Source organism: Mitsuaria chitosanitabida ATCC BAA-476 = NBRC 102408 (assembly GCF_001598255.1).
Classification (GTDB): domain Bacteria; phylum Pseudomonadota; class Gammaproteobacteria; order Burkholderiales; family Burkholderiaceae_C; genus Roseateles; species Roseateles chitosanitabidus.
On sequence record NZ_BCYP01000012.1, the window covers coordinates 42617 to 60548 of the forward strand.

Below are 17932 nucleotides of genomic sequence, written 5' to 3' on the forward strand. Positions count from 1 at the left end.
CGACTGTAGAGCAGCCGGGCCGGCGACGCAGCCCGGATCGTCCCGCCCCGCGCGCCGTCCCGGATTCGTTACATCTGGCTCGCCGCGATCGGGGTGGCGGGCCTATCCTCCCTCGCTCAAGGGGGCGGCGCGTGGCCTGCTCCTGTGCTGCAATCAATCCTCAAATCCGGTGAAAGCGGGCAGCAGCATGGCTCAAGACTCGGACAGGGGCCCCGGGGCCTGGTGGGCGGCCGTACGGCGGCGTTGGCAGGCGCGGCGCGACCCGCCGGCGCGCATCGCCGCGGTCGACGAGGCGCAGCTGATGGACGGCCTCAAGCGCGAGGCCGCGCGCGCGCAGCGGCATGGCCATGACGGCGTGCTGATCCTGCTGGAGCTCGACCCCTGGGTGCGGCTGCAGCAGCAGTACGGCGAGGACTGCATCCGCGCCCTCGACGAGCGGCTCGGGCAACTCGCCCAGCAGCAGCTGCGTGGTGGGGACTGGCTGCTGCCGCTGCCGCGCGGCGTCTGGGCCGCCTACCTGCCGTGCACCGATCCGCTGGGGGCGCTCGACGCCGCCGATCGCCTGCGCGCCCGGGTGGCGACGCTCGACTACCGCTGGCAGGGTCAGTCCTTGCCCCTGAGCGCCAGCCTGGGCCTGGCCCATTGGCAGGACTGGAAACGCGAGCCGCAACAGGGCGCCGATCAGCTCCTGCAGCAGGCGCGCCAGGCGCTGGCGATGGCGCGCGGCGCCGGCTGCAACTGCGTGCGGGCCTATGCGGCGATGCCGTCGGGCCGCAATCGCTACAGCGGGACGCGGCCGGCGTAGCCGGTCATCTCCAGGTAGCCCCAGCCCAGCGGGCGGCCGGCCTCGTCGCTGACGCGGGCGGCGCCTTCCCAGTACGGGAAGCCGGTGCTGCGGCGCGCGTCGATCTCCTGCGCCTGGAAGGCGGCCTCGACGAGGATCACGCCGCGGGGCGTGCGCACCCGCCACCGCACCGGATAGGTCGCGAGGCTGACCGGGCTGCGCCAGTGGGCGAGGGGCTCGAAGCGCAACTGCTGCTCGAAGTCGGCCTGCCGGCCGTCGGCGCCGCGCCAGCTCCCGCCGGTCCAGACCGCCGTCCCGTCGTCGCCGCGCACCTGGAACAGCGTCAGCGCCGAGCCGTCGTCCAGGTTCAGGCCGAGCCAGTCCCAGCCCGCATGGGCCGTGGGCACGGCGGGACCCGAGGCCGCGGAGGACGTCGTCCTTTCCTCGGCGCCGCGGCCGAGCAGGTCGTTGCTCCACTCGTGATCCAGCCAGGCGCGCGCGGCCACCTCGCGGGTGCCGCCGTCGCGCAGCGCCAGTCGACCGGTGCCGGCCAACTGCGGCTCGCTGACGTAGCGGCTGGCCTGCTCCGGGCCGGGGCCCTTGCGAGACCAGCCCTCGCGGCCTTGCAGCAGCGGCGGCAGCGGCGCCCGCAGCGACAGCGAGAGCGCGAAGCCCGCCGTCTCGCTGTGCATGACGAGGTCGTAGCGGCTGCGGCCCTCGCCCGCGTCGGAGCGGCGCAGCTGCCAGTCGCCGAGCCGCACCGCCGTGTCGCCGAGCTCGGTCCGTGCGTTGGCGAAGCCGTGCCGCAGCACGCGCTGGTCGTGCAGCAGGCGCTGGCGGCCCAGGTCGGAGATCGCCGCGTGCGCCAGCATCAGCTGGCCCGGCGCGAAGGCCGAATCGAGCGGCCGAGCCAAGTCATTGCGCAGCCGGAAGAAGGTCAGCTGGAAACCGTGCGTGGGCGGTGGCAGCGGAGTGGCGGCGTTCGATCGGGTCGCTTCCGCGGTCTCGGACGGCGCGCGCAGCACCCCGGTCAGGTACCACCACTCGATGCGGGTCTCGGGATGCGCGCCATGGTCGCGCGGGAAACGCAGCGGCGCGTCGGACAGCGTCTGCGCGCCCGCCATGCCCGGCGAGAGCGCCAGTCCGGCGCCGACTCCGCCCACGGTGCCCAGGCCGGTCAGGCCGACCGGTGCGCCGAGCGCGCCGAGACCGGTCGAGGCGCTCCAGGCGCCCAGTCCCTTCAACAGCGGTCGCCGACCGATCATCACCAGTCCTCCCTCACGGCGCGCAGCGCCTCGCCCTGACCGGCCCGCAGCGCGCGGGCGCTGGCCCAGGCGGCGGTGATGCCGGTGGCGGCCAGGCTCGCGGCGAGCAGCGCCAGCACGCGCCACACCGGCACCTGCCAGTCCATGCTCCAGTGGAAGCTCTGCGGATTGAGCCGGAACACGAGCACCGCGCTGATCGCCAGGCCCACCACCGTGCCCATCAGCGCGCCGGCGACGGCCTGCAGCAGGCTCTCCGCGATCACCAGGCGGCGCAGCATGCCGCGCGTCAGGCCCAGGTGCAGCAGCAGGCCGAACTCTCGCCGACGCGCGAGCAGCTGCGCCGACAGGCTGGCCGCGACACCGAACAGCCCCAGCCCCAGGCCCACCGCCTGCAGCCAGTAGGTGATGGCGAAGCTGCGATCGAAGATGTCCAGCGAGAAGCGGCGCAGCTCTCCGGCCGAGGCGATCTCGAGCGCGTCCGGCGCGCCGGTCATCGCGCGCAGCGCGGCCTGCGCCTCGACGGGATCGGTGCCGGGGCGCAGCCACAGGGCCAGTTCGGTGATCGCGCCGTCGCCGCTGAGGCGGCGCCAGAGATCGCGCTCGATCAGCACGGCGGCGGATTGGCGGCTGTAGTCCCGCCACACGGCCTTCACGCCGACCGGGATCTGGCGGCCGTCCAGCCGCAGCATGAAGCGGTCGCCCGGCTTCAGGCGCAGCGCGTCGCTCATGGCCTCGTTGATGAAGACGGGGGGCAGGCCGTCGGAGAGGGTCGCGGCCTCGCCCTGCAGCGGCAGCCGGTGATCCAGGGGGCGGGCCAGCAGCGTCGCCGCGCCGGTCATGCCGCGCACGGTGATGCCGACGTTGCGGGTGCGCTGCGGGGAGACGCGCTCCACGCCGGGCAGCGACGCCGCCGACGCGGCCCAGGCCGGCGGCATGGGCTGGCCTTGCTGCGTGCTGTCGCGCGCGGTCTGCCGGACGTAGAGGTCGGCCGGCAGCATGTCGGTCAGCCACTGGTCGAGCGACAGGCGGAAGCTCGCCACCATCACCAGCATGGCGACGGCGAGCGCGAGCGCGACCAGCACGCCGGCGATCAGGCGGCCGGCTTCGCCGGCCTGGTCGCGGGCGCGCTCGACGGCCAGCAGCGGCAGCGCGCGGCGGGCGGCCCAGCCGCGCAGCAGGCCGGTCAGCGCGCGCAGCGCCAGCGGCACCGTGCCCAGCGCGCCCAGCAGCAACGCCAGCATGGCGGCGTAGGCGCCCCAGGAGATGCCCAGCACCGGGCGGAACTCGGCGAGGAAGGGGGCGGCCACCAGCAGGGCGGGGCCGAGCAGGTGCCAGCGGCCATCCGGCGCGCCGCTGCCCAGGCCCTTCAGCACCTGGGCGACGGGCAGGCGCCGCAGGCGTGCCAGCGGCAGCGCCGCGGCGCCGAGGCTGACCAGAGGGCCGAGCGCCAGCAGGCCGAGGATGGACGCGGTGGAGGTCTCCAGCGCGGGCCGATGGCCGTGCAGGCCGGTGAGTCCCGCGCCCAGGTCGCCGCCCAGCGCGCGCAGTCCCAGTTCCGCGAGTCCCAGCGCCAGCACCAGGCCCAGCACCGCGCCGGCCAGCCCCAGCAACAGGGCTTCCGACACCAGCAGCGCGAGACGCTGCCGAGCGCTCATGCCGAGCACGCCCAGCAACGCGAGTTGCGGCAGGCGTTGCGCGACCGACAGGCTGTGCACCGCGAAGACCATGAAGGCGCCGACGAACAGCGCCATCAGCGACAGCACGCCCAGGTTGAGGCGATAGGCGCGGGTGATGCGGCGGGCCTCGTCGGCCTGCTGCCGGGCCTGGTCGGCGGGACTCTGCGCCTGCACGCCGGCGGGCCAGACCGCGGGCGCCGCGCGACCCGGGGTCATGCGGAGCAGGATCGCGTCGAGCTGTCCGGGGCGGTTCAGCAACTGCTGCGCCCAGGCGATGTCCATCACGATCAGCGGCTGGTCACGGTCGGGGATGCGACCGACGACCGGCAGCGGCCCCGCCAGACCCGGGAGATCGAGCCGCACGGTGAGGGGCGACGTCGAGGACGCGGAGGCGGCCGTGGTGGTGGGCGACGGGGCAGGGTCCGGGCCGGATGCCAGCGAGGCGGCGCCCGGCGCGGCATGGTCCCAGGGCGATGCAGAAGTCGACGTCGACGTGACGGCGGACGTGGACCTGGACGCGGAGGCGCCGGAAGCGTGGCCGCCCGCGGCATCCGGTCCGGCCGCTGCCAGGCGCAGCCAGGCCGCGTCGCTGACCAGCACGGCGGGCTCGCGCAGCGCGCGCAGGACGTCGGCGCCGGTGGCGCGCGGCAGCCATTGCGGATGGAAGGCGCCGAGCTGCAGGAGGTCCAGCCCGACCAGTCGCACGCGCAGCCATTCGCCGTCGCGGCCCTGCACGCGGACGCTGGCATCCAGCCGTGGCGCGAGCGCGGCGACGTCGTCGCGCGCGGCCAGCTCGGCATAGAGCGCGTCGCCGATCGAGGCCGCACCGGGCGCGGCGGTCAGCTCGAGATCGGCTTGGGCGCTGCTCTGGCGCGCCGCCGATTCGAACTGCGCCAGCGCGGACGCGTTGATCCAGTGCACCGCGCCGGCCAGCGCCAGCCCGAGCGCGATCGTCAGCAGCGCCGCCAGTTGCCGGCCCCATTGCAGGCGCAGCGAGGGCCAGGACAGCTGCCACCACCACCCCCAGGCGCGGCGCAGGCCGATCAGCGGCGGGCGGCGCTCCGCCGCCGGCGGGGCAGGCGGCAGGGGCGGTGGCAGGGAGGCGGACGAGCTCATGGCGCGGGTCGGCGGGGCGATGGCGGAAGCGGCCTCAGACCTCGATCAGCCGGCCGTTCTCGAGGCGCAGGCGGCGGTCCGCCATCTCGGCGGCGTGGGCGGAGTGGGTCACCAGCAGGCAGGCGGCCTGTTGCTCGCGCAACTGCTCGCGCAGCAGGCGCATGACCTGATCGGCGTGGGCGGGATCGAGGTTGCCGGTGGGCTCGTCGGCCAGCACCAGCACCGGACGGTGCACCAGCGCGCGGGCGATCGCCACGCGCTGCAGCTGACCGCCGGAGAGCTGACGCGGCAGGTGACGCGCCTGCGCGCCCAGGCCGACGGCCTCCAGCATCTGCGCGACCCGCTTCGGATCGGGCCGTCCCTGCAGCAGCAGGGGCAGGGCGATGTTGTCCTGGACATTCAGGTGGGGCAGCACGTGGAACGCCTGGAACACGAAGCCCAGTTGCTCGCGTCGCAGCGCGGCCTGGCCGGCCTCGTCGAGCGCCAGGATGTCGCGCCCCTGCAGCACGACCTGACCCCGGTCCAGCGGCTCCAGCGCGGCCAGGCCGTTCAGCAGCGTGGACTTGCCGCTGCCCGACTCGCCCAGCAGGGCCAGCATCTCGCCCCGATGCAGGTTCAGCGAGAGCCGCTCGAACAGCGTGTGGGTGCCGTAGCGTTTGGTCAGGCCGGAAGCGGTGAGGAGCGGGACATCCATCGGCGGGCGAGGGCGCTGGCGCAAGGGGCGGCGCGCGGGTGGCAGGCGATCGGGCGATTGTGGGGCCGTCTCGGCGTGTCTTCGTCGAGGCCGTGCGGGGGATGCTCAACCAGCGCCCACTTGTAACGAAGTTTTACGGCGTCCGACAGCGGGCTGGCGATTCGAGCCGGATCCGCCGGCGCGGTCGGCGTGGCCGAGACCGCCGCAAGCGCCGCGAGGGCCGACAAGGCAGACAAGGCAGACAAGGCAGACAAGGCCGATCGGGCTGGATCGTTCGGAAAGGACGGCCTCGCCAGGGCCGAGCGGCCCCTGAGCGATCAAGCGGAAGGACCGACCCGGGCCATCACCTGAGCGAGCGCATCCGGCGCCTCGGCGGGCACGACATGTCGCGCGGGCATGCTGCGCAGCCAGGTGATCTGACGCTTGGCGAGCTGGCGCGTCGCGGCGGTGCCCAGTTCCTGCAGCGCGGCGAGGTCGGGCGCGGCCTCGTTCGCGTCGAGCAGCTCCCAGGCCTGGCGGTAGCCGACGCAGCGCATCGAAGGAAGGCCCAGGTGCAGATCGCCGCGGGCGCGCAGCCGGCGCACTTCGTCGACGAAGCCTTGCGCGAGCATTGCCGCGAAGCGCTGTGCCAGCCGCTGATGCAGCCAGGCGCGCGCCGCGTCCGAGGGCTCCAGCGAGATCAAGGGCCAGTCCACGCCCTGGCTGCGCTGCCGGCGGTAGAGCGCCGACATCGGCTCGCCGCTCAGCAGGCAGACCTCCAGCGCGCGCTGGATGCGTTGCGAATCGAGCGGGGCGAGCCGGGCCGCCGTCTCCGGATCGAGCTGCGCCAGGCGCGCATGCATCGCGGGCCAGCCCTCGCGGGCGGCGTCGGCATCGAGCTGCGCGCGCAGCGCCGGGTCGGCCTGCGGCAGCTCGGAGAGTCCGTCGAACAGCGCCTTGAAGTAGAGCATCGTGCCGCCGACGAGCAGCGGCCGCGCGCCGCGCGCCTGGATCTCGGGCACGAGCTTCAGCGTGTCGCGGACGAACTGCGCGGCCGAGTAGCTGTCGGTCGGCTCGAGGAGGTCGATCAGGTGATGCGGGACCTCGGCGAGCTCCTCGCGCGTGGGCTTGGCCGTGCCGATGTCCATGCCCCGATACACCAGCGCGGAGTCGACGCTGATGATCTCCACCCGCTGCGCGCGCGCGATCGCCAGCGCGGCCGCGGTCTTGCCGCAGCCGGTCGGGCCGGCGATGCACAGCGGCGCGAGCGGGCCGGTCAGGACCCGCGGGGGCGCATCGGCCGCGTGGACCGCGGCCGCGTCAGGCCGGGTGGCCGTCGTGTCGTCCCGCGACGGGGCGCCGTCCGGCGCGCCGATCAGAAGCGCTCCCAGGGCGCCAGATAGCGCCACTGGCCCTGCGGCAGCTGGCCCAGCGGGATGCGGCCGATGCGCACGCGCTTGAGCGCCAGCACCTTCAGGCCGACCAGCTCGCACATGCGGCGGATCTGGCGCTTGCGGCCCTCGCGCAGGACGAAGCGCAGCTGGTCCTCGTTGGCCCAGCTCACCTTGGCGGGCTTGAGCTCGACGCCGTCCAGCGCCAGGCCGTGGTTCAGCAGCGCGATCGCGCGGGGATCGAGTTGATGCTGCGGATGCCGTTCCGGATCGCCGTTCTCGACGGCGACGCGGACCAGGTACTCCTTCTCGACGTCGGAGTCCTCGCCGATCAGGTGGCGCGCGATGCGGCCGTCCTGCGTCAGGACCAGCAGGCCGGTGGAGTCGATGTCCAGGCGGCCGGCCGGGGCCAGGCTGCGGCCGTGGCCGGGCGCCCACTGGATCTTGGACGGATCCTCGCCCCAGTGCGTGTCGGCCTTGATCAGCACCGACGCCGGCTCGTAGCCGTCCTCGGCCTGGCCGGAGACGTAGCCGATCGGCTTGTGCAGCAGGATGGTGACGCGCTGCGCCTGCTGTTCACGGGCGGCGGGATCGACCTCGATCCTGGCGTCGGGACCGACGCGCTGACCCAGCGTCGCGGGCTCGCCGTCGACGGTGACCCAGCCGGCCTCGATCCACTCGTCGGCTTCGCGACGCGAGGCCAGGCCCAGCTCGCTCATGCGCTTGGACAGGCGCTCGCCGGCATCGGCATCGGCCTGGCGCTCGGGCGCGCGTTGCGGCGGGCCCTCGGGGCGACGCGGCCGGTCGGTGCGTTCGGCGTATTCCTGGCGTTCGGCGCGGGCATGGACCTCGTCCGGGCCGCGGCGCGGGCGGTCCTCGCCGTAGCGCGAGCCGCCGGTCGGGCCGCCATGACGGGAGCCCTCGTCGCGACGCGGGCCCTCGTTGCCGTAGCGGCCGCCTTCGTGCCGCGGGCGATCGCCTTGCGGGCGGTCGCCACGAGGACGCTCGTCACGTTGGCCCTGGGGACCGCTGCCGTAGCGGTCGTCGCGGCGCGGACGGTCGCCCTCGAAGCGAGGACGGTCCTCGAAGCGCGGTCGGTCGCCGAAGGGGCGACGCTCGCCACCTTCGCGATCGGGGCGGCCGTAGCCGCCGCGCTGGGGATCGCGCGGACCGCGGTCCGGCCGATCGCCGAAGCCACCGCCTTCGCGACGCGGGCCGTGGCCTTCGCGGCGTTCACCGAAGCCGCCTTCACGACGTTCGCCGAAGCTGCCTTCGCGACGCTGGTCACCGTAGCGCCCTTCGCGGCGCTCGCCGCCAAAGCCACCCTCGCGGCGCTCGCCGCCGAAACCCCCTTCGCGGCGTTCGCCACCGAAGCCGCCTTCGCGTCGACCCTGGAAGCCGCCCTCACGGCGCTCGCCGAAGCCGCCGCCTTCGCGGCGCGGGCCGCGGTCATCGCCCCGCGGCGGACCGCTGCGGCGGTCGTCGCGACCCTGCGGGCCGCGCGCGTCGCGCTGGCCGTAAGGGCGGTCGCGGCCTTCCTCGGCGCGGCGCTGCTGGAACGCGGCCTCGCGCTCGGCGCGCTCGGCTTGCGCCTTGGCCAAGGTCGGACGCGGCTTGTTCACGCCCTGGCCGCGCAGCGGCGGGCGGCGGGACTTCTCCGCGGGCTTGCCGTCCGGGCCGGCTGATTTGTTCTTGTTGAGTTTGAGCGTGGCCATGTCGGTACTGCTTCAGGTGAAAGTGGGGGAGCGCGTGACGTTCGGGTGCGGCGGTCGAGGCGGACGGTGGTTCGGGGACGGGAAAGCGCGAGGAGTCCCCGGACTCAGCGCCCGCGCAGGAACAGCGCGTCCAGGTCGCGCAGCGTGAGCTGGCGCCAGGTCGGACGGCCGTGGTTGCATTGGTCGGCGCGCTCGGTGCGTTCCATGTCGCGCAGCAGCGCGTTCATCTCGTCGAGCGTCAGTTGACGGTTGGCCCGCACCGCGCCGTGGCAGGCCATCGTCGCCAGGATCTCGTGCTGGGCGCGCTCGATCGCGTGACTGGCGTCGAACTGCGCCAGCTCCGCCAGCACGCCGCGCGCCAGGTCGACGACGTCGCCGCCGGCCAGCAGGGCGGGGCGCTCGCGCACGGCCAGCACCTTGGCCGACAGCGGGGCGATGTCCAGACCCAGGCGCTGCAGGGTCTCGGCCTGCGCCTCGGCGGTGGCGATCTCGGCCGGCGTGGCGGCGAAGGTCACCGGGATCAGCAGCGGCTGCGATTCGATGCGGGTCTCGCCCAGCGCGGTCTTCAGGCGTTCGTAGACGACGCGCTCGTGCGCGGCATGCATGTCGACGATGACCAGGCCCTGGGCGTTCTCGGCCAGCACGTAGACCCCCTGGATCTGCGCGATCGCGCGGCCCAGCGGCCATTCGCCCGCCTGGCTCGCGGGAAGCGGGCCGGCGGGCGCGGTGCCGAAGGCGGCCAGCGCGGAGGGCGATGCGGTGCCAGGACCGTAGGCCGATCGGGCGCCCGCGTCCATGCCGGATTCGGCGCCGGTCGCGGTCGGCAGGCCGCCCTGGGGCGCGCTGGCGTAGAGCGCCTCGGCCTGCTCCAGTGCCAGCGCCGTCTGTGCGCGGGTCGGAATCGGCGCGCGCCAGCCCTCGGGCCCGGCGAATCGCGCCGAGGGGGCGTCGTAGGGCGCGGGCGGCTGGTACGGGGCGGCGGGCTCGCCGGCCACGGCCATCGGGCGTTCCCAGGCCGGGGTGCCGGTCCAGCGCTCGCGACCGTTGCCGGTGGGCGCGGCGGTCGGCGCGTCCGGCGCGGCGGCCTGCGACGACTCGTCGCTGCGCGACAGCGCCAGCGCGGCCACCACGGCGCGGCGCACCTGCTGGTGGATCTCGCGGCCGTCGCGGAAGCGGACCTCGATCTTGGTCGGATGGACGTTCACGTCGACCAGCTCCGGCTGGACGTCGATGAACAGCACGTAGGTGGGCTGGCGATGCCCGTGCAGCACGTCGTCGAAGGCCGAGCGGATCGCGTGGGCGATCAGCTTGTCGCGGACATAGCGGCCGTTGACGTAGACGTACTGCATGTCCGCGCGGCTGCGCGCGGCCTCGGGCAGGCCGACGCGGCCGTGCACGCGCAGCGGGCCGACCTCGTGGAAGACCTCGCGGCTCTGGGCGATGAAGTCCTCGTTCAGGACCTCCGAGATGCGCTGGGGCAGCGGGGCGGCGCGCCACTGGTCGACCAGCTTGCCCTCGTGCCAGACGGCGAAGCCGACATCGGGCCGGGCCAGCGCGTGGCGGCGCAGGGCCTCCAGGCAGTGGGCCAGCTCGGTGCCTTCGCTCTTGAGGAACTTGCGCCGGGCGGGGGTGTTGAAGAAGAGCTCGCGCACCTCGACGCTGGTGCCGCGGGCGCGGGCGGCGGGGCTGAGCTCGCCGCTGCGGGCGTCCAGGCGCCAGGCGTGGCTGGCGCCGGTGTGGCGGGAGACGATGGCCAGTTCGGCGACCGAGGACACGGCGGCCAGGGCCTCGCCGCGGAAGCCCATGGTGGCGACGGCCTCCAGGTCGTCCAGCGAGCCGATCTTGCTGGTGGCGTGGCGCTTGATGGCCAGCGGGAGCTCGCCGTCGGGGATGCCGTGGCCGTCGTCCTCGACGATCAGGCTGCGGATGCCGCCGGCGATCAGCTTGAGCTGGATCTGCGTCCCGCCGGCGTCCAGCGCGTTGTCGACCAGTTCGCGGACGACGGAGGACGGGCGTTCGACGACCTCGCCGGCGGCGATCTGGGAAATCAGTTCATCGGGAAGCTCGCGGATCGCGCGACGGTCGGAGAGCGAGCCGGGCGCTGAAGGTGCGAGCGGCGCCGCGGGGGCGAGGGTGTCGTCCATGGGGCGCGATTGTAGAAGCTGTGGCCCGCGACCCTCCCACCGTCCCCGCTACTTCGGGGGATCGGTCCCCCATCCGGCATCCCGCTACGGGCTGAAACGTCCTGCTTCAGTTTCCTTTCAGATGGATCCACAAAATCCCGGCATCCGCGGTCGCGCGCCGGTCATCTGCCGGTGAACACCGCCCCCCATAATCCGCCCCCATGGATTTCATGCACTTCCTGATCGATTTCATCCTCCACGTCGACGCCCATCTGGCCGAGTTCGTGACCGCCTACGGCATGTGGGTCTACGGACTGCTCTTCCTGATCGTCTTCGTCGAGACCGGTCTGGTGGTGATGCCCTTCTTGCCGGGCGATTCGCTGCTCTTCGTGGTGGGCGCCCTGTGCGGCGCCGGCGTCATGAACCTGCCGCTGGCCATCACGGTGCTGCTGGTGGCCGCCATCCTCGGCGACCAGTGCAACTACACCATCGGCCGCTACTTCGGTCCGAAGGTCTTCCAGTGGGAGCAGTCGCGCTTCTTCAACAAGCGCGCCTTCGACGCCGCCCACCAGTTCTACGAGAAGCATGGCGGCATCACCATCGTGCTGGCGCGCTTCATGCCCTTCATCCGGACCTTCGCCCCCTTCGTGGCCGGCGTCGCCGAGATGACCCGCAGCCGCTTCACCGCCTACAACGTCGGCGGCGCCATCCTCTGGGTCGTGGGCCTGACGGTGGCGGGCTATCTGTTCGGCAACATCCCCTTCGTGCAGACCCATCTGAGCAAGATCATCTGGGCCATGATCCTGATCCCTGGCCTGATCGCGCTGTACGGCGGCTGGCGCGCCGCGCGCAAGCCCGCGGTCCCGACCTGAGCCCGTCCGCGAAGCCGGCTCCGAGCCGGCCCCGGCCCGGCGCTCGGGCCCGGTCTCATCCGCCGGTATGACAGGGAAAGTACCGACGCGCGACGCGCGCAATCGAGCGGGGTGAGCTTCGTCATGGGGAAGGGGCGCCGCTATGCTGGCCCGCTTGCTTCCACCCGGACACAAGCACCTATGCCACTCCGTCCCCTGCGCAAGGCCGTCCCCCTGGCCCTGAGCCTGACCGCCGCCGTCGTCACCACGATGGCCGCCGGTCCCACGCTGGCCCAACAGGCCGCGACCACCCCCACCGCCGCGCTCTCGCGCGCCGTGACCCTGCTGCTGCGCGAGCCGGCGGTGTCCGCCGACCGCCTGGCCTTCGTCTACGGCGGCGACCTGTGGGTCGCCAACCGCGACGGCAGCCAGCCGCGCCGCCTGACCGGCCACGCGGCGTCCGAGTTCGCGCCTCGCTTCTCGCCGGACGGCCGCTGGATCGCCTTCTCGGCCAGCTACGACGGCAACACCGACGTCTACGTCATCCCGACCGTCGGCGGTCAACCCCGGCGCCTGACCTGGCACCCGATGGCCGACCAGGTCACCGGCTGGAGCCCCGACGGCAAGCGCGTGCTGTTCGCCTCCGCGCGCGAGGTGCTGAACGCGCGCAGCAACCAGCTTTATGAAGTGCCGGTCGACGGCGGCGTCGAGCAGAAGGTCATGGAGGCCGTGGCCTACGAAGGCGTCTGGTCGCCCGACGGCTCGCGCCTGGCCTACCGTCCCTACGGCCAGGCCTACAGCGGCAGCAGCGGCTGGCGCCAGAGCCGCGGCGGCACGACGCCGCCGATCTGGATCCTCGATCCCAAGGGCAAGAGCTGGGAGCAGATCCCGCACGTCAACGCCACCGACAAGAACCCGATCTGGATGGGCGACGAGGTGGTCTTCATCTCCGATCGCAACGACGGCGCGGCCAATCTCTTCGCGTTCAACACCAAGACCAAGGCCCTGCGTCAGCTGACGAAGGAAACCGTCTGGGACGTGCGCAGCGCCGACGGCCGCGACGGTCGCATCGTCTACGAGGCCGGCGGTCAGCTGAAGGAAGTCGGCCTGGACGGGGCCGCCCCGCGCGTGCTGAACATCGCGCTGAACGAGCCCAGCAACCAGGCCCGCGAGCAGTGGAAGGACGCGGCCAAGACCATCGAGAACGCCGCGCTGTCCGCCACCGGCAAGCGCGTGGTGATCAGCGCCCGTGGCGAGATCTTCACCGTGCCGGTCAAGGACGGCGTGGTGCGCAACCTGACCAACACCTCGGGCATCCGCGAGAAGGACGGTGTCTGGAGTCCCGACGGCCAGCAGGTCGCCTTCCTCTCCGACGAGCCCGGCATGCGCCACCAGGTCGTGATCCGCGACCAGCTCGGCGACCAGGCGGCCGGCAAGGCCACCCGCAAGATCCTGCTGCCGGAGACCGGCTACTACACGCTGATGGACTGGTCGCCCGACGGCGCCCGCCTGGTCCTGCAGGACAACCACCTGAACCTGTTCCAGCTGGCGCTGGGCGGCGCGCAATCGGGCAAGCTGGTCAAGATCGACACCAGCGAACGCCGCGGCAGCGTGGACATCGGCTTCTCGCCGGACGGCCGCTACCTGGCCTACAACGTCTACGGCAAGAACTTCTTCAGCCAGATCCGGGTCATCGACTTCCAGACCGGCGAGCGCCACACCATCACCGACGGCCTGAGCCACGCCAACGCGCCGGCCTTCTCGCCCAAGGGCGACCTGCTGTTCTTCGCGGCGTCGATCAACACCGGTCCGGCGCAGGTCGGCCTGGACATGTCGACGCAGGAGCGCTCGGTGCGCGCGGGGCTCTACGCCGCGGTGCTGCGCGCGGACGGCAAGTCGCCGCTCGCGCCCAAGGCCGGGGACGAGGAGTCCAAGGACAGGAAGGACGACAAGGACGAGGACAAGGCCGACAAGGCCAAGGACGCGGACAAGTCCAAGGACGGCAAGGACGGTGACAAGGACGTCAAGGCCGGCAAGAAGGACGAGGGCAAGGACGCCAAGCCCAAGGTCAAGCCGGTGCGCATCGACTTCGCCGGGCTGCAGGACCGCATCGTCGGTCTGCCGGTGGCGCAGGCGCGCTACGACTCGCTGGGCGTGGCCGACGACGGCGCGCTGTTCTACCTGGAGCGCCGCCAGCCGGGTGTCTCCATCGAGGCCAACGGCAGCGACGCCGACAAGGGCGAGCTGTACCGCTTCGACTTCGAGGAGAAGAAGGCCAAGATGGTCAAGCCGCAGGTGCAGGGCTACAGCCTGAGCGCCGACGGCAAGAAGATCCTGCTGAACCTGGGCACGGGCCGTCTGGAGATCTCCGACGCCCGCGAGAAGATCGACACCAAGAGCATCGACCTGGCCGGGCTGCGCGTGCGCATCGACCCGCGCGCCGAGTGGAAGCAGATCTTCGACGAGACCTGGTGGATGGAGAAGGAGTACTTCTACGATCCCAAGCTCCACGGCCTGGACTGGAGCGGCGTCTATCAGCGCTACCTGCCGCTGGTGGCGGGCGTGCAGCGCCGCGAGGACCTGAACGAGCTGATGGTCGAGATGATCGGCGAGCTGCAGGTCGGTCACAACCGGCTGGGCGGCGGCGACGTGCATCAGGAGCCGCGCGTCCCGGTGGGCCTGCTGGGCGCCAGCTTCGCGATCGAGAACGGGCATTACCGCATCAAGCAGATCTTCAAGGGGGACCGCTGGGATCCCAACCTGAAGGCGCCGCTGAACGCGCCGGGCCTGGGCGTGAAGGAGGGGGACTACCTGCTGGCGGTGAACGGTCAGCCGGTGGGCGGCACGCGCAACCTGTACCAGCTGCTGGAGAACACCGTCGGCAAGCAGGTGCAGCTGACGGTGTCGGCCAACGCGAACGGGCAGGGCGCGCGCCAGGTGACGGTCGAGCCGACCGGCACCGAGGGCCGTCTGCGCCAGTGGTGGTGGATCGATCACAACCGGCAGGAAGTGGACCGCCTGAGCGGCGGCAAGATCGCCTACGTCTACATGCCGGACACGGCGGGACCGGGCTTCCAGCACTTCAACCGGATGTTCTTCGCCCAGGTCGACAAGCCGGGCCTGATCGTCGACGACCGCCGCAACGGCGGCGGCCAGGCGGCGAACTACGTGATCGAGCTGCTGAACCGGGGCTACCTGGGCAGCTGGAAGGACCGCGACGGCCTGATCTACGACACGCCGGCCGGTGCCATCTACGGCCCGAAGGCGATGCTGATCGACCAGGACGCCGGATCGGGGGGTGACTTCATGCCCTACGCGTTCAAGCGCACGGGCCTGGGCCCGCTGATCGGCAAGCGGACCTGGGGCGGGCTGATCGGCATCTCGGCGAATCCGTCGATGATCGACGGCGGCTTCCTGGTCGTGCCCTTCTTCCGCTTCTTCACGCCGGAAGGCGAGTGGCACATCGAGAACGAAGGCGTCGCCCCGGACATCGATGTGGACCTCGATCCGACCGCGGTGAACGCGGGCCGCGACGTGCAGCTGGAAGCCGCGGTCGCGAACGTGCTGGAACGGCTGAAGACGTGGAAGCCGATTCAGCGCACGACGGCCCCTGCCATGCCGACGCAGCTGGGGCGCTGAATCGGCTGCGCCGGGGAGGGGTGAGCTCCCACCCCATCCCCGCCCTCCGAGCGGGCGGGGCACCCGTGGCCCCACCCCTCCCGCCCCCATGGGGCGGGTGAGCTACCCCCGAAGGGGCACTCTCGTGAGGCAGTGCCCCTTCTTCGTTCCGGCTTGGTCCCCCTCAAGTCGGACGCGCCGTGTCGATGGGGGATGAACGCCCGCAAGCGGGGTTCCACTGCCTACCATCGACCGCTCATGGGACGCCGCGTGGCGGCGTCTGGAACGTGATCTGGAGGTGGTGATGGACCAGCAGATGGAGCCGGCCGCGGAAGCCGTGTCGGTCGAACTCGACGCGGGGCTTGCGTCGGCAACGGAACGGGCCCCGGTGTGGCGACCCGTCGCGCGCGGGCTCGCCAAGACTGTCGGTCGGCCGTTCGAAGTGCGCAGGTTCGAGCAGCAGATCCAGCAGTACCTGGAGGACATGCTGGGCGCACGAACGCCCGGCGCGCGACGCTTGCGGATCGATCTGATCCTGTGGCTCGCGCAGGCCGAGGGCGCGCCGGATCCGGCGCGGCGCCGGCGTGTCGAACGGGAGGCGAGCGATGCGCGGCCGGCCCCGCAGGCGCCGTGAGCAGGAAACGGGCGGTGCACGGCGAGCGTCGCGGAGGTCGCGAGCTGGCGGTGAGCGTCCTACAACGCCCGATGCCGCGAGGCCAGCGGCGGGTTCTTCGCGAAGTAACGCGCGATGCCCGTGGCCAAGGCCTTCACCAGGTCGTCCTGATAGTCGGGGTCGCGCAGCCTGGCCTCTTCCTCCGGGTTGGAGATGAAGGCCGTCTCGACCAGGATCGAGGGCACGTCCGGTGCCTTCAGCACCGCGAAGCCGGCTTGCTCCACGCTGCCCTTGTGCAGCTTGGCCAGCTTGCCGATCTGGCCCAGCACCTCGCCGCCCAGCTTCAGGCTGTCCTTGATCTGCGCCGAGGTGCTCATGTCCAGCATCGCCCGCAGCACGCCTTCGTCCTTGACCACCTTGCTGTTGACGCCGCCGATCACGTCGGCGGCGTTCTCCTTGTCCGCCATCCAGCGCGCGGCGGTGGAGCTCGCCCCGCTGGTCGACAGCGCGAAGACGGAGGCGCCGCGCGCCTTGGGCGTGATGAAGGCGTCCGCGTGGATGGACACGAACAGGTCGGCCTGCACCCGGCGCGCCTTGCGCACCCGCTCGTTCAGCGGGACGAAGAAGTCCGCGTCGCGGGTCATCATCACGCGGATGCGCGGATTGGTGTTCAGCCGGTCACGCAGCTTCTTGCCGATCGCCAGCACCACGTCCTTCTCGCGCAGGCCGCTGGGGCCGATGGCGCCGGGGTCCTCGCCGCCGTGGCCGGGGTCGATCGCGATCACGATCAGCCGGTCCAGCTTGGTCTGGCTCATCTCCGGCGCGATCTCCTTGAGCGGCGGCGCCGGCGGGGCGGGGGGCTCGGCCTGCGCGACCCGGGTCCCGCTCTTGGCCGGCGGTGGTGGCGCGATGGCCGCGCTGGCGGCGTTCTCCGCCACCGAGGCCGCGGTCTGCGGCCGGTCGATGCGACCGATCAACTCGCCCAGCGCGTCGTTGACCTCATGCGCGGCGGCGCGCTCCGCCGCCTCCTTGCCGCGCACCAGATCCAGCAGCGGATCGCGCTCCTGCGTCGGATACAGGTCCAGCACCAGGCGGTTCTGGTAGGCGGCCACCGGCTCGATGGTGAAGACCTGCGGCGCCACCGCCTGCTTGAGGTCCAGCACGATGCGCACCACGCGCGGCGTGTTCTGGCCGACGCGCACGCTGGCGATGTAGGGGTCGTCCGGCTTCACCTTGCCGATCAGGTCGCGCAGGCTGGGATTGAGCTCCAGGCCGTCGATGTCGATGACCAGGCGGTCCGGGTTGGCCGCCATGAAGCTCTTGGCCGCCAGCGGACGGTCCGACTCCAGCGTCACGCGGGTGTAGTCGCTCGCGGGCCAGACCCGAACGGCGACGATGGAGGCGGCGCCCGCCGCCAGCGCGGGCAGGGCGGGCAGCACGGGGAAGCTCAGCGCGACCGCGCCCATGCGGCGCAGCGCCTTGCGGCGTTCGTGGGACGGGGTCTTGAGCATGCCGGTCATGGGGTCGGGCAGGTTTCCCTTCGATCGGATCGAGGTCATCGGGTGGAACGCATCGGCTCAGGGCGCCAGGCGCCGGGAGAGGTCGGCCAGCAGCGCTTGGCCGCGGGCGGTGTGGGCCTCGGCTCGAACGGCGCGGCTGTCGTCGTCGTTGACGTCCAGGTGCAGCTTGAGGTCGGGCGGCGGCAGCATGCCGGCCGCCTTCTCGGGCCATTCGCTGAGCTTGAGCCCCGGCGCCGCGAAGAGGTCGCGGAAGCCGGCGTCCTCCCACTCGCGCGGGTCGCTGAAGCGGTAGAAATCGAAGTGGTGGGCGGGCAGGCCCTCGAGGGCGGGCGGCTGGTAATCCTCGACCACGGCGTAGCTGGGGCTCTTGATGCGGCCGGTGACGCCCAGCGCGCGCAGCAGGTGGCGGACCAGGCTGGTCTTGCCGGCGCCCAGCCCGCCGTCGAGCTCGATGCTCACATCCGCGATCTGGGGACAAGCGGCCAGCGCCTGTGCGAACTGCTCGCAGGCGACCTCGTCGGGCCAATGGAACGGGCGGGTTTCTAGAATGCTCAAAACCTATGCAATCCTTGATCGACATGCCCCGG

General features: G+C 72.4%; 12 protein-coding genes. 4 read left to right on the plus strand and 8 right to left on the minus strand.

The features are described 5' to 3' along the window. Window positions 1–187 precede the first annotated feature (187 nt). Complete coding sequence (locus tag MCHT01_RS26705; protein WP_169806106.1) at window positions 188–805, plus strand: GGDEF domain-containing protein; 618 nt, start codon at window positions 188–190, stop codon at window positions 803–805. On the opposite strand, the gene MCHT01_RS08015 is transcribed toward MCHT01_RS26705, so the two are convergent. From MCHT01_RS08015 to mutL, 6 genes are all read right to left on the minus strand, one after another. After that, entirely contained in the window at window positions 781–2049 is a 1269-nt protein-coding gene (locus tag MCHT01_RS08015) for a lipocalin-like domain-containing protein (protein WP_067064438.1), read from the minus strand. The two genes, MCHT01_RS26705 and MCHT01_RS08015, sit on opposite strands and share 25 nt — an antisense overlap. Beyond that, window positions 2049–4841, minus strand: a complete 2793-nt coding sequence (locus MCHT01_RS08020) for an FtsX-like permease family protein (protein WP_067064440.1) — start codon at window positions 4839–4841, stop codon at window positions 2049–2051. Before MCHT01_RS08020 ends, MCHT01_RS08015 begins: the two co-directional genes overlap by 1 nt. Before the next feature lie 34 nt (window positions 4842–4875). After that, entirely contained in the window at window positions 4876–5535 is a 660-nt protein-coding gene (locus MCHT01_RS08025; protein WP_067064442.1) for an ABC transporter ATP-binding protein, read from the minus strand. Window positions 5536–5852: 317 nt separating this feature from the next. Beyond that, window positions 5853–6794: a tRNA (adenosine(37)-N6)-dimethylallyltransferase MiaA gene (miaA, locus tag MCHT01_RS08030; RefSeq protein ID WP_067064527.1), complete on the minus strand. Its 942-nt coding sequence runs from the start codon at window positions 6792–6794 to the stop codon at window positions 5853–5855. A 95-nt stretch (window positions 6795–6889) separates the two neighbouring features. Continuing rightward, window positions 6890–8620, minus strand: a complete 1731-nt coding sequence (locus MCHT01_RS27070; RefSeq protein ID WP_067064444.1) for a pseudouridine synthase — start codon at window positions 8618–8620, stop codon at window positions 6890–6892. A 104-nt stretch (window positions 8621–8724) separates the two neighbouring features. Continuing rightward, a complete protein-coding gene (gene mutL / locus MCHT01_RS08040) occupies window positions 8725–10764 on the minus strand; it encodes a DNA mismatch repair endonuclease MutL (RefSeq protein WP_067064446.1) in 2040 nt (679 codons plus the stop codon). Between the two features lie 200 nt (window positions 10765–10964). Between mutL and MCHT01_RS08045 the strand changes: the two genes are divergently transcribed. The 3 genes from MCHT01_RS08045 (at window position 10965) to MCHT01_RS08055 (ending at window position 15846) form a co-directional block, all read left to right on the plus strand. Further along, complete coding sequence (locus MCHT01_RS08045; protein ID WP_067064448.1) at window positions 10965–11615, plus strand: DedA family protein; 651 nt, start codon at window positions 10965–10967, stop codon at window positions 11613–11615. A 180-nt stretch (window positions 11616–11795) separates the two neighbouring features. Continuing rightward, window positions 11796–15233, plus strand: coding sequence for a S41 family peptidase (locus MCHT01_RS08050; protein WP_218017882.1), 3438 nt, complete (start codon window positions 11796–11798; stop codon window positions 15231–15233). Between the two features lie 283 nt (window positions 15234–15516). After that, window positions 15517–15846, plus strand: coding sequence for a hypothetical protein (locus MCHT01_RS08055; protein WP_067064450.1), 330 nt, complete (start codon window positions 15517–15519; stop codon window positions 15844–15846). Between the two features lie 59 nt (window positions 15847–15905). Here MCHT01_RS08055 and MCHT01_RS08060 read toward each other — a convergent pair whose 3' ends face one another. Then, window positions 15906–17345: an N-acetylmuramoyl-L-alanine amidase gene (locus MCHT01_RS08060; RefSeq protein WP_439956158.1), complete on the minus strand. Its 1440-nt coding sequence runs from the start codon at window positions 17343–17345 to the stop codon at window positions 15906–15908. 57 nt (window positions 17346–17402) lie between these two features. Continuing rightward, the gene (gene tsaE / locus MCHT01_RS08065; RefSeq protein WP_067064452.1) at window positions 17403–17900 is read right to left on the minus strand and encodes a tRNA (adenosine(37)-N6)-threonylcarbamoyltransferase complex ATPase subunit type 1 TsaE; all 498 of its coding nucleotides are present in this window, start codon (window positions 17898–17900) and stop codon (window positions 17403–17405) included. Between the last annotated feature and the right edge of the window lie 32 nt (window positions 17901–17932).

Excerpts from the sequence above, each read along its gene's own strand:
- MCHT01_RS08055 (WP_067064450.1), top strand. The coding sequence starts at position 15,517 with ATGGACCAGCAGATGGAGCCGGCCGCGGAAGCCGTGTCGGTCGAACTC.
- MCHT01_RS08015 (WP_067064438.1), bottom strand. The coding sequence starts at position 2,049 with ATGATCGGTCGGCGACCGCTGTTGAAGGGACTGGGCGCCTGGAGCGCC.
- MCHT01_RS08060 (WP_439956158.1), bottom strand. The coding sequence starts at position 17,345 with ATGACCGGCATGCTCAAGACCCCGTCCCACGAACGCCGCAAGGCGCTG.
- MCHT01_RS08045 (WP_067064448.1), top strand. The coding sequence starts at position 10,965 with ATGGATTTCATGCACTTCCTGATCGATTTCATCCTCCACGTCGACGCC.
- MCHT01_RS27070 (WP_067064444.1), bottom strand. The coding sequence starts at position 8,620 with ATGGCCACGCTCAAACTCAACAAGAACAAATCAGCCGGCCCGGACGGC.
- MCHT01_RS26705 (WP_169806106.1), top strand. The coding sequence starts at position 188 with ATGGCTCAAGACTCGGACAGGGGCCCCGGGGCCTGGTGGGCGGCCGTA.
- MCHT01_RS08020 (WP_067064440.1), bottom strand. The coding sequence starts at position 4,841 with ATGAGCTCGTCCGCCTCCCTGCCACCGCCCCTGCCGCCTGCCCCGCCG.
- mutL (WP_067064446.1), bottom strand. The coding sequence starts at position 10,764 with ATGGACGACACCCTCGCCCCCGCGGCGCCGCTCGCACCTTCAGCGCCC.
- MCHT01_RS08050 (WP_218017882.1), top strand. The coding sequence starts at position 11,796 with ATGCCACTCCGTCCCCTGCGCAAGGCCGTCCCCCTGGCCCTGAGCCTG.
- MCHT01_RS08025 (WP_067064442.1), bottom strand. The coding sequence starts at position 5,535 with ATGGATGTCCCGCTCCTCACCGCTTCCGGCCTGACCAAACGCTACGGC.